Origin of the sequence: Mesorhizobium sp. M0598 (genome assembly GCF_040320865.1) — a bacterium.
In the GTDB taxonomy this organism is placed as follows: domain Bacteria; phylum Pseudomonadota; class Alphaproteobacteria; order Rhizobiales; family Rhizobiaceae; genus Mesorhizobium.
In genome coordinates, this window is the sequence record NZ_JAMYQL010000008.1 from 39,289 (window position 1) to 53,940 (window position 14,652).

The following is a 14,652-nucleotide window of genomic DNA, read 5'->3' on the forward strand; positions in this document are numbered from 1 at the left end:
TCTCAGAACTCGAGCGCCTGCCTGAGTGCCGGGCCGCTCCTGACGCGCAGATCGAGGTCGGCCTCGATATGGTCGATGTGGTGCAGCATCAGCGCGCTGGCGCGTTCGGCATTGCCATTTTCCAGCGCCTCGAGGATCTGCGTGTGTTCGTTGTGGCCGCAGCTCGAGATGCCCGAGCGGCCATAGAGTGCGATCACCAGCGATGAACGAGCGACCAATTCCTCCATGAAGCGCTGCAGGATGACGTTTCCCGCGACCGACGCCAGAAGCAGGTGAAAATCCCCCGACGCCTTGATCTCCGATCGCCTTGCGTTCGGTCCGCGTTCGGCGATGAAACGGCCTTCTTCGTCGAGCTGGGCCTTGAACGCGGCGACATGCGCCGGCGTCATCCGTCCGGCGGCGGCAATCGCGATGCCTGGTTCGATGAGCCGGCGCGAAGCAAAAACCTGCCGCGCTTCCTCCGGCGACGGATTGGCGACGAAGGCGCCGCGATTGCGCTCGGTGCGCACCAATCCCTCGAAGGAAAGCATCTGCAGTGCCGCACGCGCCACGGTGCGGCTGACATCGAACAGCGTGCCGACTTCGCCTTCGGAAAGCTTTGTTCCCGGCGCCAGCCGGCGATCGACGATCGCGTCGCGCAACTGGTCGCGGATCGCCTGCGCGCGATCCTCGTTGGCGGCCTCGATAGCAGGGAAGGTCTGGTCGGCAATGTTCATGGCAGCGGTCCTGTGTTCTTCTACCCTGAATCGCATCGCTTGGACGAGAGACAAAGTGAATACAGAGATGAAAAAGATTGCATACGATCTTTGCGAAGATCGGCGGCAATCGCCTATAATTTGTGCATTGCACAAGGGCGACGTATCGGCAGCTATATAGAGGCGGCCCTGATTTCTTCGAGGATTCAGTCGGTTGGAGCGGCGGCGCGCAACTGGCACGCATGATGCTTTGGCTAATCCGACCAAAGGGGAAGCTGGATGTCCAAAGCCGCCGAAATCGACATTGTGTCCGTTTCGAAAGTCTATGGCGCGACGACTGCCGTCGAAGGCATCAGCCTGAAAATCCCTGCGGGAACCTATTGCTGCCTGCTCGGTCCGTCCGGCTGTGGCAAGACCTCGACGCTGCGCATGATCGCCGGGCACGAGAGCATATCGAGTGGCGACGTGCGTCTCGGCAACACAGTGGTCACCGACCTGCCGCCGGCCAGGCGCGGCACTGCCATGATGTTCCAGTCCTACGCACTGTTTCCGCATCTCGACCTGATCGACAATGTCGCCTTCAGCCTGAAGATGAAAGGCGTCGGCAAGGAGGAGCGCCGCGCCAAGGCACTCGACATGCTGAAGCTGATGCAGATGGAGGCCTATGCCAGCCGCCGCCCGGCGCAGCTTTCCGGCGGGCAGCAGCAGCGCGTTGCTCTTGCGCGCGCATTGATCACCGATCCCGAGGCGCTGTTGCTCGACGAACCGCTTTCGGCGCTCGATCCTTTCCTGAAGATCCGCATGCGAGCCGAACTGAAGAAGCTGCAGACGTCGCTCGGCATCACTTTCGTCCACGTCACCCACAGCCAGGAAGAGGCGATGGCGCTGGCCGACCTGATCGTGGTGATGAACGACGGCCGTATCGAGCAGGCGGCGCACCCTCGCACGGTGTTCGAGCGGCCGGCCACGGCCTTCGTCGCTCGTTTCATGGGCGACCACAATGTCATCTCCGGGCGCGTCGCCGGCAGTCGCGACGGCATGGTCGTTTTCGATGTGCCCGGCGGCGTCACGCTCGCCGCCAGCGGGCAGGGCAGGGAGACCGGGGAACCCATCGACACCGCCATTCGCACCGACCACGTGCGCATCGGCGAGCCGCCGGCAGCCGGGCTCGGCTTCACCGGCATCGTTTCAAACGTCGAGTACCGCGGTTCGACCGTGAAGCTCTCGGTCAATGGCGCCGGCGTCGAGGATTTCACCGTAATCGTCGACGACACCAGCTTCTTCGCCAAGCCGGTTGCCGTCGGCGACGCAGTGCCGATCGCCTGGGACGCCGAGGACGCGATCGTCCTTGGCCGTCTCGATTCCTGAAATCCAGCATAACCAACCACAACAGGGGAACTGAACATGACCAACACCACCGACAAGAAGACTGGAATATCGCGACGTTCGCTGCTCAAGACAGGTGCCGCCGCCGTCGGTTTCGCCGCCGGTTCCGGCGCCATATCAGGCTTTCCGACCATCTGGGCGCAATCGAACATCACGCTGCGCCAGTTCGGCACCGGCGTATCCAACCTCAATGCCATCGCCGACAAGTGCAAGGCCGACCTCGGCATCACGCTGGAGATGACAGCAACCGATTCCGACGCCGCCGCGCAGCGCGCCGTGACGCAGCCCGACAGCTACGACATCGCCGACATCGAATACTGGATCTGCAAGAAGGTGTTCCCGACAGGCGTCCTGCAGCCGATGGATGTCACCAAGCTGAAATATTACGACGAGCTGGTGCCGCTGTTCAAAACCGGCAAGCTGACGCCGGACAGCGTTATTGCCCAGGGCACCGCACCGCATACCGTCGGTTACGTCGAGGCGCAGGACAGCAAGGTTTTCGCCAAGGCGCCGACCAATTGGTTCACCATGGTGCCGACGATCTACAATGCCGATACGCTCGGCATCCGCCCCGACCTCGTCGGTCGTGACATCACCACCTGGGCCGACATCATGGATCCGGCCTTCAAGGGCAAGACCGCCATCCTCAACATCCCGTCGATCGGCATCATGGATGCGGCGATGATCATGGAAGCGACCGGCAACATCAAATACGCCGACAAGGGCAACATGACCAAGGAGGAGATCGACAAGACGATCGACTTCCTGATCAAGGCCAAGCAAGCCGGCCAGTTCCGCGCCTTCTGGAAATCCTTCGACGAGAGCGTCAACCTGATGGCTTCAGGCGAAGTGGTGATCCAGTCAATGTGGTCGCCGGCCGTGGCCGCGGTCCGCTCCAAGGGCATCGCGTGCCGGTTCCAGCCGCTCAAGGAAGGCTACCGGTCCTGGGGTGGCGGGCTTGGCCTGGCAGCCCATCTCTCCGGCGCCGAACTCGATGCCGCCTATGAATACATCAACTGGTACACGTCCGGCTGGGTTGGCGGCTATCTCAACCGCCAGGGCTATTACTCGGCCAACATGGTGTCGGCCAAGAAGTTCATGTCCGAGGACGAGTGGGGCTACTGGATCGAAGGCAAGCCGGCAAAGGGCGATATCCTGTCGCCGGACGGCAAGGTCATGGAAAAGGCTGGCGCCGTGCGTGACGGCGGCTCGTTCGAAGAGCGCATGGGCAAGGTCGCCTGCTGGAACTCGGTCATGGACGAGGACCGCTACATGGTGAAGCGCTGGAACGAGTTCATCGCTGCTTGATGCCCTCTGCCTTCTCCCCTTGTGGGAGAAGGTGGATTGGCGCGCAGCGCCAAGACGGTTGAGGGGTGCTGGACGGAGCACTGTTGGTGCCAAGCTGGAACACCCCTCATCCGACCGAGCTTCGCTCGGCCACCTTCTCCCACAGGGGGAGAAGGGAACACCCCTCAGTCGCATCGCCGACTTCGACCGAGATATAGATGGCAGTAGCGCTCGAACAATCCACGCACGTTACGTCTGCAAAGCCTGCCAGACGTAGGCGCTCCTTTGCCGGAGTCGCACCCTATCTCCAGGCGGCACCGCTGGCGCTGATCCTCGGCGCGTTCCTCCTGCTGCCGATCCTGATGATCGCCGTGGTCTCATTCTGGGATTACGATTTCGCGGCGATGTATCCGGATTTCCTGACCACCAATTATTCCGACACGCTCGGCTCCTGGGTCACCTGGAAAACCTACCTGAATACGCTGAAATACGCCGCCATCGTCTGGGCGCTGACGCTGTTCATCGGTTTCTGGGTCGCCTATTTCCTTGCCTTCCATATCAGGACCACGGCCATGCAGATGGTGCTGTTCCTTGTCTGCACGGTGCCGTTCCTGACCTCCAACATCATCCGCATGATCTCGTGGATTCCGGTGCTTGGCCGCAATGGCCTGGTCAACTCGACGCTGGTGCAAATGGGGCTGATCCCGAAGCCGATCGAATGGCTGCTCTATTCCGAATTCGCCGTGGTGCTGGCCATGGTGCATCTCTATACGCTGTTCATGGTGACGCCGATCTTCAACACGCTGATGCGCATCGACAAGTCGTTGATAGAAGCCGCGCGCGACGCCGGCGCTTCCGGCTGGCAGGTTCTGTGGAACGTCGTCATTCCGCTCGCCAAGCCCGGCATGGCGATCGGCACCATTTTCGTCGTCACCCTGGTGATGGCCGACTTCTCGACGGTGCAGGTGATGTCCGGCGGGCAGAGCGCCTCCGTCGCGCTGATGATGAAGAACCAGATGTCGCTGCTGCAATATCCGGCAGCCGCCGCCAACGCCGTCGTGCTCTTGGTGCTGGTGCTGCTGATGGTCGCGGGCATCCTGCGCATCGTCGACATCCGCAAGGAGCTGTGAGGCGATGAGCCAGGACAAGCGCACCCTCGAATTCTATGTGTTGGCGGCGTTCTTCGGTCTTTTCGTGTTGTTCCTCTACGGCCCGCTTTCGGCGATCCTGATCCTCTCTTTCCAGGGCGAGAACGGCGGTCTGACATTTCCGCTGAACGGCGTGTCGCTGCACTGGTTCGCCAATTTGTTCGAGCGCCAGGCGGTCGGCGACTTCGGCGGCAGCTTCAAACGCTCGCTCGTCCTTGGCCTGATGGTGATGGTCGTCACTGTCGCCGTGTCGCTGCTCGCCGGCCTGGCCTTCCGGCAGAAATTTCGCGGCGCAACCGCACTGTTCTATCTGGCCGTCGCCAGCCTGGTCGTGCCGTCGATCATCATCAGTCTCGGCATCGGCGTCGTCTTCCAGCAGATCGGCTTCCGCCCCGCCTGGTACACCTCCGCTTTCGGCGCCCATCTGACCTGGACCTTGCCTTTCGGCGTGCTGATTATGTTTGCTGTCTTCAACCGGTTCTCGCCAGCCTATGAGGAAGCCGCGCGCGATCTCGGAGCATCGTCGTGGCAGACCTTTGCGCATGTCGTGCTGCCGATGATCGCGCCCAGCCTGATCGGCGTCGGCCTGTTCGGCTTCACTCTGTCATATGACGAGTTCGCCCGCACGCTGATGACATCGGGCACGTTCAACACGCTGCCGCTCGAAATCTACGGCATGACGACGAATGTCACGACGCCGGTGCTCTATGCGCTGGGCACCGTGACGACCGTGTTTTCCTTCCTGGTGATCTTGCTGACGCTCGGCGCAATCGTCTATGTCGGCCGCCGCCGCGAGCGTGCCTGACCGTGCAGATCCTCGTCGTCAATCCGAACACCACCGCCAGCATGACCGAGACTATCGCGGTCGCCGCCCGATCGGTCGCTGCTCAATCGACGAAGATCGTTGCCGTCACCTCTACGATGGGCCCGGTGTCGATCGAAGGCTATTACGATGAAGCGCTTGCCGTGCCCGGCCTGCTGGTCGAGATCGCCGCCGGCGAACGCTCGGGCGCGCAAGCCGCGATCATTGCCTGTTTCGACGACACCGGCCTCGATGCCGCGCGCGCCATGGCCAACATTCCGGTCATCGGCATTTGCGAGGCATCGCTCAGCACGGCCTCGTTCATCGCCCAGCGCTTCACCGTCGTCACCACCACCGGACGTTCGCGCGTGCCGGTCGAAGGGTTGGTGCAGCGCTATGGCATGGCAGGGCGCGCGCGTGTGCGTGCCGCCGACATCCCGGTTCTTGCCCTCGAAGATCCGGCGTCCGACGCACTGCTCAGGCTGCGCAACGAGATTGCGCGCGCCATCGACGAGGATCGCGCCGAGGCGATCGTGCTCGGCTGTGCCGGCATGGCCGATCTGGCGGCGGCGCTGCAGCGGGAATTCGGGCTTCCGGTCATCGACGGCGTGGGCGCTGCCGTGAAACAGGCCGAGGCATTGATCGCCCTTGGCCTGACGACATCCAAGCGCGGCGCCTATGCAAGCCCGTTGGCAAAGTCCTATCATGGCGCGTTGAAATCCTTCGCGCCTGGCGCCGCCGAGTGATCGCAATGCCCCGAACGATCCGAACGCTCGCACGTGAAGAAGTGCAAACCCTTGTCGATTGGGCGGCGGCGGAAGGCTGGAATCCCGGCCTTAACGATGCCGCGCTGTTTCAGGCAGCCGACCCGCAGGGCTTCATCGGCGCCTTTATCGATGGCGAGATGGCGGCCGGCATTTCGGCCGTTGCCTATGGCGACGGTTTCGGCTTCATCGGACTCTACATCTGCCGGCCGGACAAGCGTGGCCAAGGCCATGGCAAGGTCGTTTGGGATGCCGGCACGGCGCGGCTCGGCAAGCGCACGATCGGCCTCGACGGTGTCGTCGAACAGCAGGCCAACTACCGCAGCATGGGTTTTGCACCGGCCTACCGGACGATCCGGTTCATGGGGTCACCGAATGTCCCGGCAGCCGTCGGCAACGACATTCGCGCCATAGGGCCGGAACTCGTGCCGGACATACTGGACTATGACCGCCGCTTCTTTCCCGGCCCGAGGCGATCCTTCCTGGAACACTGGCTGCGCCCGCCGCATATGGCGCTTGCGATCCTCAAGCACGGCGCCATTGCGGGATACGGCGTCGCGCGCCAATGCCGGGACGGCTGCAAGATCGGCCCGCTCTTTGCCGACAGCCTGGACGCGGCAAGCCATCTCTTCGCCGCGCTCGCGCACATGTCCGGTCCCGGAAACGTCCATCTCGACGTTCCCGAAACCAGCCGGCAATTTGCAGACTTGCTGTCGTCCGCAGGCCTTCAACCGGGCTTCGAGACGGCTCGGATGTACAAGGGAAAGGCGCCGCAGCTCATGCAGTCCGGAGTTTTTGCGATAACGACGTTGGAGTTGGGGTGAGGCGGTACAAGCCGACTTCCAGTGCAAAGTCGGGCAACAGGACTACGCGGTCTATTTTTCCTGAACTGAAATGCCGGAATCGTCGATGCGAAGTTCCACGCCTTTCGGCCTAGTCTCCTCGCGATAAACGTAAATCCCCAACGCAATAACGGCGACGGCCAAAGCGCCGATGATGAGATAAAGATAGTTCTGCTTCATCCGCTGTCGTTAACAACATGATGTGGGCGAGTCTAGCAGTTCGGGTATCAGGACGGCGGCCGGAGACGCACGTCGATCAGCCATCCAGCCGGTCGCGCAGCATGCTCCAGGGGAGCACCATGTTTGGTGCATGCCGCATCAGGCTATGGAACGGGATCGGCGACGGCGGCGCAAACGGCAGCGGCAAATCCTGAGGCTTTGTTCCATCAGCCCAATCTGCAAGCACCTTGCCCATGCTTGTCGTCATGGCGATACCGCGCCCGTTGCAGGCAAAGCCGGCGATCAGGCCGGGCCCGAGGTCGACGAGATGCGGCAGGAAATCGGGCGCGACGGCAGCCATCCCGGACCAGCTATATTCAAGCGGCGGGATTTCCGGAAGATCGAGATGCTTGGCCAGTCGCCGCCAGATCGCCCGCGGCACGCGGGCGTCGGCGCCGGGACCAAAAATATGCATGCCGCCGGTTATCAGCCTGTTTTCGCTGTCGAAGCGGAAGGTGAAGAGATTGCGTCTTGTGTCGCCGACGCCTTGCCCGCCAGGAAGCAGGCGAGTGCGTATTTCGCGCGGCAGCGGCGCTGTCGCGATCTGGAAGATTTTCAGCGGGAAATAGGTTCGCTGCAACGCGCGATCCAGCGCTCCGCCATAGGCGTTGGTGGCGACCAGCACCTTTCCTGCGCGTACCGAACCGGAGGCCGTCTTCAAAGCCCAACCATCGCCTATGTGATCGATCGACGCGACACGCGTATGCTCGAAAATGCGCGCTCCGGCCTTTTCCGCCGCGTCGGCCAATCCGCGCGCATATTCGACCGGATTGAGGACGCCACCCGATCTGTCGATCCAGCCGCCGAGATAACCGCGAACGCCGGTCAGCTCTTCGACCGCCTGTCTATCCAGCGCAACAGCCGGCCTTGCGCGTGGTGCCCATTGTTCGGCGCGCGATCTGGTCTTTTGCAAAGCGGCCGGTGAATGGGCTGGTTGTATCCAGCCGCTCTGGACGGCATCGCATTCGATGGCATGCCGCCTGATCAGGTCGAAGACGAGGTCGGCGCTGCCGGCGGCGAAATCGACAAGGCGTTCGCCGCGTTCGGGCCCGAGCTGGGCAATGATATCGTCGGGGTCTCTTTTCGCGAAATTCGGCACGACGAAGCCGGCATTCCTGCCGGTTGCCCCCCAGGCGATGATTTCCGCCTCGAGGACGGCAACCGAGATGCCTTTCTCGGCACTGTGCAGCGCGGTGGAAAGGCCTGAAAACCCGCCGCCGACAATTGCCAGATCGACATCGAGTGCGCCTTCGAGGGTGGGCCGGTCGCGGCGACTGCGGCTGACGGCATGCCAAAGGGAAACGCCGTGCGGCCGGGTCACAGCGTTCATGAGCCGCTCTCGCTCGAGGCCACGCGTGCACGCTTGCCGAACCTTGGACGCCGCGGCCTGTCGCCAAACAGGCCGTTCGGCCTGACCAGAAGGATGACGCACAGCATCACGCCGATGGCGACGATCTGCAGCGAAGCGGCGCGGGCCTGTTGTTCGGGCGAGAACAACATACTGGTCAAGGCTCCCGATCCGGCCCATATCGCCCAGACCAGGATGCTGCCGATGACGGCGCCGATGTTGCTGCCCGAGCCACCGACGATCAGCATCACCCAGACCTGGAAAGTCAGCGCCGGCAAATAATTGTCCGGCGCGATGAAGCCGGTGAAATGCGCCTGCAGCGCACCGGCAAGCGCCATGATGGCGCCGCCGACGGCAAAGGCCTGGACGCGGTAGAACCGTGCGCTTTTGCCTAGGGATATCGCGGCCCGCTCATCCTCGCGAAGCGCCTTCAACACGCGCCCCCACGGGCTGCGCGACAGATGCTCCAGCGCGAGATAGACGATCAGCGTCACCACCGAGACGATCGCAAGGTTCGAAAGGTTGAACAGCAACGGCGTTTCGGCAAGACCGCCGAACGGACGCGGAATGAAGCCGATGCCGAACGGCCCGCCGGTCAGCTTCTGGGCATTGAGCGCTACCAGTTGCACGACGACGGCGACGCCGAAAGTAGTGATCGCCAGATAGTCCGATCTCAGACGTAGCGTGGCAATGCCGGTGATGGCGGCGGCGACGCCGCCCAACAGCATGGCGCCAAGCCAGCCGATAAGGATCGGCAGGTCGAAGCCGCCCAGGCGCGCGGCATCGTCGGGCGTGGTCAGCAGCGCCGAGGTGTAGGCGCCGATGGCAACGAAGCCGGCGACCCCGACATTGAAAAGCCCGGTCAGCCCCCATTGCAGATTGAGCCCGAGCGTGATGAGCGAAAAAATCAGCGCGGTGGTCAGGAAGAAGGCGCCGTAGCCGAGCAGATCCATCAGCGTTCCCTCACTCCGAAAAGGCCGATGGGCCGCACGAACAGCACCGCCATCAGGATGATGAACGAGACGGCTGCCCGCCATTCGGCGCCGATCAGCTGCACCGCGCCGGCTTCGGCCATGCCGATGATCAGGCCGCCGAGAACGGCGCCGGGCACGCTGCCGATGCCGCCGAGGATGGCGGCCGCGAACATCGGCAGCAGCATCTCGAAACCCATGAACGGGCGGATCTGGATGAGAATGCCGATCATGACGCCGGCGACGCAGGCCAGCGCGCCACCGATGATCCAGGTGACGCGCACCACCCTGGCGACGTCGATGCCGACGATGCGGGCAAGTGCCGCATTCTGGCTCAATGCCTGCATCGAGCGGCCGGTCTGGGTCCGCGTCATCAGGAGATGCACGCCGAGCACCAGCACGGCGGTCAGCAACAGCAGCGCGATCTGGTCCGGGGTGATGCGGATGCCGAAACCTATCGGCATGGCGATCTGGATCGCCCGGCTGAAATAGGTCGGACGCGAGGTGAAGATGAATTCGAGCAGGCTTCTCAGCGCCATCGAGGCGCCGAAGCTCGCCATCACCACGATGATCGCCTGACCCTTGGCCCGTAGCCGCGCGAACAGCACGATGTCGAGCGCCAGCGCCAGCAGGCCGGTGGCCGCCATGCCGATGATGAGCGCGACGATCAGCGGCCAACCGAAGGAGAGGGGCGCGATCGGCGCGATCTTGCCGAAAATCGCGCCAATGGCGCCAACCACGGCGAGCGTCGCATAGGTGCCCCAGGCCATGAAGTCGCCATGGGCGAAGTTCGAGAAGCGCAGGATCGAATAGGTGAGTGTCACGCCGATGGCGCCGAGGCCGATCATCGACCCTGCCAGCAGTCCGTCGACGACGAATTGCAGGTTCATGCCGCGCTTCCTTGTCCAAGGTCGAGGCGGCGCTGGCCAAGATAGAGTTCAGCGACGACCGGGTCGTTCCAGAGCTCGGAGGCGACGCCCTGGTGCCGCTCCTTGCCCTCGACCAGCACGTAGGCGCGGTCTCCAATGGCAAGCGCTGCCTTGGCGTTCTGTTCGACCAGCAGAATGGTGACGCCGGACTTTCGGATGCCGGCCAGCATCTCGAACACCATCGCCACGAATTTCGGCGACAGGCCGGCCGACGGCTCGTCGAGCACCAGCACCTTGGGATGGACGATCAACGCCCGGGCGACGGCCAGCATCTGCCGCTGTCCACCCGACAGATTGCCCGCGGCCGTTCTGCGCTGACGGGCGAGATCGGGAAAGGCCGCATACATTTCCTCGATGCGGGCTGGGACCTCGCGCGGCCTCAGGATGCCGCAGGCGACCCTGAGATTGTCCTCGACCGACATCAGCGGGAAGATGTTCTCTGTCTGTGGCACGAAGGCAAGGCCAAGGCGGACCATGATGTGAGCGGGCGACGCCGTGATATCCTTGCCGTCCAGCAGCACCGTGCCGCCGGTGATCGGGACAAGGCCGGCTATGGCCTTGATAAGGCTCGACTTGCCGGCGCCGTTGGGACCGAGAACGACGACGATCTCGCCCTGGTCGACGGTGATCGAAGCGCCGCGCACGATCGGAACGCCAGGCTCGTAGCCGGCTTCGAGATCGCGGACATCGAGTACCTTTTGGCTCATGCCGTGCCTCCGAGGTAGGCCTCGATGACGCGCGGATCGCGCGCCACCTCCTCCGGGGTGCCTTCGCACAGAAGCTGGCCGCTCGCCATGACCAGCACGCGGTGGCAAAGCCGCGTCACCATGTCGATATTGTGCTCGATCAGCAGGAAGGTGATGCCGCGCGCATTGATGTCGCGGATGCGGTCTATAATGATCTCGAGCAGGGTTGCGTTGACCCCGGCCGCCGGCTCGTCGAGCAGGATGATCGCCGGGTCGGCCATCATCACGCGGGCCAACTCGAGCAGCTTGCGCTGGCCGCCTGAAAGCACGCGCGCAGGTTCGTACGCGAGGTGAGCGATCGTGACGAGCTCGAGCAGTTCGACGGCTCTTGTCTCGGCAGCCCTTTCTTCGGCAGCGACCCGCCGGGGCGTCAGGAAATTGGCGAGCAGTTTTTCTCCGACCTGCCCTTGCGCGGCCAGCATGACGTTTTCGATCAGCGTCAGGTTAGGCAAGGGCCGGGGGATCTGGAACGTGCGGCCCAGGCCGCGGCCAATGCGGCGATGGGCAGCTTCCCCCGACACCGATACGCCGTTGAGGAGGATTTCGCCGCTGGTCGGCAGAATGCTGCCGGCGAGCAGGTCGAACATCGTGGTCTTGCCGGCGCCGTTCGGGCCGATAAGGCCAAGTATTTCGCCCGGCCGGATGTCGAAGGAGACATTGTTGACCGCGACCAGGCCGCCGAAGCGTCTGAGGACGTTCCTGGCCGTGAGGACCGGCGTACGGATCTCCTCCTGCCGTTCCGTCGTGTCGCTCATCAATTCCTCTGGCCGAAAGCGATCTTCGTCGCCTATGATTTGATTTGTGATCACGCTTGCTTTGATCACGCTATTCGGCTTTAATTTCTTCCGCAAGCCGAAAATGGCCAAGACCGGGATTGCCTATGCAGAAGGCCGCCATCGAAAAGAACAATGAGATGATCGCAGCCCAGCTTACGCCGGTCGGCCGCGAGACCGTGCAGGATCGCGTCTATTCGGAGCTGCGCCGCGCCTTGATCGGCGGCCTTTTCGAGCCGAGCCAGGTTCTGACCATCCGCGGCCTCGCCGACGCGCTGGTCACCAGCACCATGCCGGTGCGCGAGGCGCTCGGACGGCTGATCACCGAGAAGGCACTGGAGGCGCTTCCCAACCGTTCGGTGCGCGTGCCGCCGATCACGCTGGAGCGCATCGACGACCTCTTGCGCGCCCGTTCTCTGATCGAGGGCGAAGCGATCGCGCTGGCCGCCACGCGCATGAACCCGCGCCAGATCGCTTCGGTCGAAGCCATGCTCGGCGAGTGGGACGAGATGCGGGCGCTGAAGCACAAGAAGGATATCGACCGCGAGGCCACGCTCAACCAGAGCTTCCATTTCGAGATCTACCGTTGCTGCGGTTCCGCCGTGCTGATCCCGATGATCGAGAGCCTGTGGTTGCAATCCGGGCCTTGCATCCGCGTTGCCATTTACGCCTTCTCCGACGCCGGCGAGGTCGATACGGCCCACTACCACCGCAGCATCGTCGCAGCGCTTTCCAGGCAGGATGCGCAAGCGGCGCGCGAGGCGCTGGTGGCCGACATCAGCCGGCCCTTCGCCTTTCTGCGCGACAAGCTCCAATCCACAAGCAAGGAAGGATTGAGGGCATGACGGTGCCTGGCATCAACATCACCGAGCCACACTCGATGCTTTCCGTGACCGCGCTGCTGTTGCCTGAAAAGGCGCCCGACAACGCTGCCTTCCTGCTGGCGTATCTCGAGCAGCCGCGCGTCGTTGCCGGCATCCATGCTATGTGGACGGGGCCGGAAATCTCCTGCCCGGTTCCATCAGCCGAACTTGAGGGCCAAACCTATGCCAGGCCCTTGCCGGCGGAGAACGCAACGCTGACGCCGCAGCCGGGCGACATCGTGTTGTCCTACGTGCCGCCGCGCATGTGGGGCGGCAACCCGAATGCCATCTTTGACGTCGGCCTGTTCTACGGAGCGGGTGCACGCCTGCTGTTCCCGATCGGCTGGCTTGCCGGAAGCGTCGTCGCGCAGGTGGTGCCTGAGGATCGCGATAAATTCGCAGCCGCTTGTGGCGTGATCCGCCGCAACGGTGCCTGCGACATCACCTTCACCCGGGTGGAGATCTGAATGGCTGAGACCGACGACAGTTTCGAACTCTTCGACCTTCGCGTCGAGGCGGTTATCCCCGAGGGCAAGCCGATCTATTGCGGCGCCAAGCCCGGCGACTATTTCGAGTTGAAGGGCGAGATGCTGTCGATGCCGGCGGGGCAAGGTTTCTCGATCTATTCCATTGCGGCGGTGTTGCCGCTTCTGGCCGCAAAGCAGCGCCCGACCCACAGGAACGATTGGATGACGTCGGACGCCGAGATCGCTTGTCCGGATCCCAATTGTGCCAGCCGGCTCCGGATCGTCAGGACCGGCAAGCGGCGGTTCAGCCATGCCGAAACGACGGCGGTGCCGCTGCCGAAGGAGAATGACCGGAGATGACCGCCAAGGCTTTCGAGCTCAGCCCCGGCTATACGATCTCGCGCGTTATTCGCGGCGGCTGGCAGCTTGCCGGTGGGCACGGCGCGATCGACCGCCAACAGGCGGTAACTGACCTGATCGCCACCTTCGACGCCGGCATCAGGACCTATGATTGCGCCGATATCTATACCGGTGTCGAAGAGCTGATCGGCGCGGCGCGCCTGCGCCTTGCCAATGAGCGTGGCCTCGACGCTGCCACCAAAATGAAGGTGCACACCAAGCTGGTGCCTGACCTGGAAAGGCTTTCCAATATCAGCCGCGACTACATCAGAGGCATCGTCGAGCAGTCGCTGCGGCGGCTGAAGACCGAGCGGCTCGATCTCGTGCAGTTCCACTGGTGGGACTATGCGCTGCCCGGCTACGTCGAAGCGATGGGCTGGCTCAACGAAATCCGCAGGGAAGGCAAGGTGCGCAACATCGGCACCACGAACTTCGACACGCCGCGGTTGGCCGAGATCCTGGCCGCCGGTGTGCCGCTGGTCAGCCAGCAATTGCAATACTCGGTGCTCGACCAGCGGCCAGCCAACAGCCTTGCAGCGCTCGCCAGCCGGCATGGCGTCAGTTTCCTCTGCTACGGTTCGGTGGCGGGCGGCTTCCTCAGCGAAAAATGGCTTAGCGCTGCCGAGCCGCAGACGCCGCTCGAAAACCGATCGCTGGTCAAATACAAGCTGATCATTGACGACTTTGGTGGCTGGGAGCTTTTCCAGGAGTTGCTTCGCACACTGAAGGCCGTCGCCGACCGCCACGGCGTCGATATCGCCACCATCGCCAGCGCCTGGGTGCTGGAGCAGCCGCAAGTGGCGGCCGTCATCGTCGGCGCCCGCAACCAGGCGCACGCCCTTGCCAATGCCAGAATCATGGACGTCGCGCTCGATGCCGACGACCGGGCGAGGATCGCTGCCGTGATCGCGCAAAGCCGTGGGCCGCTGGGCGACGTCTACACATTGGAACGCGACCGTCACGGCCGCCACGGCTCGATCATGCATTACAATTTGAATGCAGGCAGGAAATGA

General features: G+C 63.2%; 17 protein-coding genes. 10 read left to right on the top strand and 7 right to left on the bottom strand.

From position 1 onward, the window contains the following. Positions 1-2 precede the first annotated feature (2 nt). Complete coding sequence (locus NKI59_RS12895; RefSeq protein WP_023676076.1) at positions 3-716, bottom strand: GntR family transcriptional regulator; 714 nt, start codon at positions 714-716, stop codon at positions 3-5. Between the two features lie 258 nt (positions 717-974). Between NKI59_RS12895 and NKI59_RS12900 the strand changes: the two genes are divergently transcribed. The 6 genes from NKI59_RS12900 to NKI59_RS12925 all read left to right on the top strand — a co-directional run bounded on the left by NKI59_RS12900 (position 975) and on the right by NKI59_RS12925 (position 6,906). Further along, positions 975-2,063, top strand: a complete 1,089-nt coding sequence (locus NKI59_RS12900; protein ID WP_352704623.1) for an ABC transporter ATP-binding protein — start codon at positions 975-977, stop codon at positions 2,061-2,063. Positions 2,064-2,099: 36 nt separating this feature from the next. Beyond that, on the top strand, positions 2,100-3,389 hold the full coding sequence (locus tag NKI59_RS12905) for an ABC transporter substrate-binding protein (RefSeq protein ID WP_352451581.1): 1,290 nt from the start codon (positions 2,100-2,102) through the stop codon (positions 3,387-3,389). A 197-nt stretch (positions 3,390-3,586) separates the two neighbouring features. Next, entirely contained in the window at positions 3,587-4,498 is a 912-nt protein-coding gene (locus NKI59_RS12910) for an ABC transporter permease (protein ID WP_352612193.1), read from the top strand. A 4-nt stretch (positions 4,499-4,502) separates the two neighbouring features. Then, positions 4,503-5,321, top strand: coding sequence for an ABC transporter permease (locus tag NKI59_RS12915; RefSeq protein ID WP_352451583.1), 819 nt, complete (start codon positions 4,503-4,505; stop codon positions 5,319-5,321). 2 nt (positions 5,322-5,323) lie between these two features. Then, positions 5,324-6,064, top strand: coding sequence for an aspartate/glutamate racemase family protein (locus NKI59_RS12920; RefSeq protein WP_352455278.1), 741 nt, complete (start codon positions 5,324-5,326; stop codon positions 6,062-6,064). A gap of 5 nt (positions 6,065-6,069) precedes the next feature. Beyond that, complete coding sequence (locus tag NKI59_RS12925) at positions 6,070-6,906, top strand: GNAT family N-acetyltransferase (RefSeq protein WP_352691196.1); 837 nt, start codon at positions 6,070-6,072, stop codon at positions 6,904-6,906. A gap of 51 nt (positions 6,907-6,957) precedes the next feature. Here the strand turns inward: NKI59_RS12925 and NKI59_RS12930 are convergent, their stop codons facing one another. The 6 genes from NKI59_RS12930 to NKI59_RS12955 all read right to left on the bottom strand — a co-directional run bounded on the left by NKI59_RS12930 (position 6,958) and on the right by NKI59_RS12955 (position 11,892). Then, complete coding sequence (locus tag NKI59_RS12930) at positions 6,958-7,104, bottom strand: hypothetical protein (protein ID WP_352452379.1); 147 nt, start codon at positions 7,102-7,104, stop codon at positions 6,958-6,960. 76 nt (positions 7,105-7,180) lie between these two features. Further along, positions 7,181-8,473, bottom strand: coding sequence for an NAD(P)/FAD-dependent oxidoreductase (locus NKI59_RS12935; RefSeq protein ID WP_352704625.1), 1,293 nt, complete (start codon positions 8,471-8,473; stop codon positions 7,181-7,183). After that, positions 8,470-9,447, bottom strand: coding sequence for a branched-chain amino acid ABC transporter permease (locus NKI59_RS12940; RefSeq protein WP_352569443.1), 978 nt, complete (start codon positions 9,445-9,447; stop codon positions 8,470-8,472). Before NKI59_RS12940 ends, NKI59_RS12935 begins: the two co-directional genes overlap by 4 nt. Beyond that, positions 9,444-10,352, bottom strand: coding sequence for a branched-chain amino acid ABC transporter permease (locus NKI59_RS12945; RefSeq protein WP_352704627.1), 909 nt, complete (start codon positions 10,350-10,352; stop codon positions 9,444-9,446). The genes NKI59_RS12940 and NKI59_RS12945 overlap by 4 nt, the downstream gene beginning before the upstream one ends. Next, complete coding sequence (locus tag NKI59_RS12950) at positions 10,349-11,098, bottom strand: ABC transporter ATP-binding protein (protein ID WP_352452381.1); 750 nt, start codon at positions 11,096-11,098, stop codon at positions 10,349-10,351. The genes NKI59_RS12945 and NKI59_RS12950 overlap by 4 nt, the downstream gene beginning before the upstream one ends. Continuing rightward, the gene (locus NKI59_RS12955; protein ID WP_352704629.1) at positions 11,095-11,892 is read right to left on the bottom strand and encodes an ABC transporter ATP-binding protein; all 798 of its coding nucleotides are present in this window, start codon (positions 11,890-11,892) and stop codon (positions 11,095-11,097) included. Before NKI59_RS12955 ends, NKI59_RS12950 begins: the two co-directional genes overlap by 4 nt. Before the next feature lie 125 nt (positions 11,893-12,017). On the opposite strand from NKI59_RS12955, the gene NKI59_RS12960 reads away from it, so the two are divergent. From NKI59_RS12960 to NKI59_RS12975, 4 genes are read left to right on the top strand one after another with little or no spacing between them, the layout of a single operon-like run. Then, the gene (locus tag NKI59_RS12960; RefSeq protein WP_352505374.1) at positions 12,018-12,755 is read left to right on the top strand and encodes a GntR family transcriptional regulator; all 738 of its coding nucleotides are present in this window, start codon (positions 12,018-12,020) and stop codon (positions 12,753-12,755) included. Continuing rightward, positions 12,752-13,240 (top strand): DUF3830 family protein, encoded by a 489-nt coding sequence (locus NKI59_RS12965; RefSeq protein WP_031211593.1) that lies wholly within the window; start codon positions 12,752-12,754, stop codon positions 13,238-13,240. The genes NKI59_RS12960 and NKI59_RS12965 overlap by 4 nt, the downstream gene beginning before the upstream one ends. Further along, positions 13,241-13,600, top strand: a complete 360-nt coding sequence (locus NKI59_RS12970; protein ID WP_352472221.1) for a TIGR04076 family protein — start codon at positions 13,241-13,243, stop codon at positions 13,598-13,600. Further along, complete coding sequence (locus tag NKI59_RS12975) at positions 13,597-14,652, top strand: aldo/keto reductase (protein WP_352704631.1); 1,056 nt, start codon at positions 13,597-13,599, stop codon at positions 14,650-14,652. Before NKI59_RS12970 ends, NKI59_RS12975 begins: the two co-directional genes overlap by 4 nt.

Coding starts and splice junctions, on each gene's coding strand:
- NKI59_RS12945 (WP_352704627.1), bottom strand. CDS start 10,352: ATGAACCTGCAATTCGTCGTCGACGGACTGCTGGCAGGGTCGATGATC.
- NKI59_RS12910 (WP_352612193.1), top strand. CDS start 3,587: ATGGCAGTAGCGCTCGAACAATCCACGCACGTTACGTCTGCAAAGCCT.
- NKI59_RS12930 (WP_352452379.1), bottom strand. CDS start 7,104: ATGAAGCAGAACTATCTTTATCTCATCATCGGCGCTTTGGCCGTCGCC.
- NKI59_RS12955 (WP_352704629.1), bottom strand. CDS start 11,892: ATGAGCGACACGACGGAACGGCAGGAGGAGATCCGTACGCCGGTCCTC.
- NKI59_RS12905 (WP_352451581.1), top strand. CDS start 2,100: ATGACCAACACCACCGACAAGAAGACTGGAATATCGCGACGTTCGCTG.
- NKI59_RS12975 (WP_352704631.1), top strand. CDS start 13,597: ATGACCGCCAAGGCTTTCGAGCTCAGCCCCGGCTATACGATCTCGCGC.
- NKI59_RS12925 (WP_352691196.1), top strand. CDS start 6,070: ATGCCCCGAACGATCCGAACGCTCGCACGTGAAGAAGTGCAAACCCTT.
- NKI59_RS12900 (WP_352704623.1), top strand. CDS start 975: ATGTCCAAAGCCGCCGAAATCGACATTGTGTCCGTTTCGAAAGTCTAT.
- NKI59_RS12915 (WP_352451583.1), top strand. CDS start 4,503: ATGAGCCAGGACAAGCGCACCCTCGAATTCTATGTGTTGGCGGCGTTC.
- NKI59_RS12965 (WP_031211593.1), top strand. CDS start 12,752: ATGACGGTGCCTGGCATCAACATCACCGAGCCACACTCGATGCTTTCC.
- NKI59_RS12970 (WP_352472221.1), top strand. CDS start 13,241: ATGGCTGAGACCGACGACAGTTTCGAACTCTTCGACCTTCGCGTCGAG.
- NKI59_RS12960 (WP_352505374.1), top strand. CDS start 12,018: ATGCAGAAGGCCGCCATCGAAAAGAACAATGAGATGATCGCAGCCCAG.
- NKI59_RS12895 (WP_023676076.1), bottom strand. CDS start 716: ATGAACATTGCCGACCAGACCTTCCCTGCTATCGAGGCCGCCAACGAG.
- NKI59_RS12935 (WP_352704625.1), bottom strand. CDS start 8,473: ATGAACGCTGTGACCCGGCCGCACGGCGTTTCCCTTTGGCATGCCGTC.
- NKI59_RS12950 (WP_352452381.1), bottom strand. CDS start 11,098: ATGAGCCAAAAGGTACTCGATGTCCGCGATCTCGAAGCCGGCTACGAG.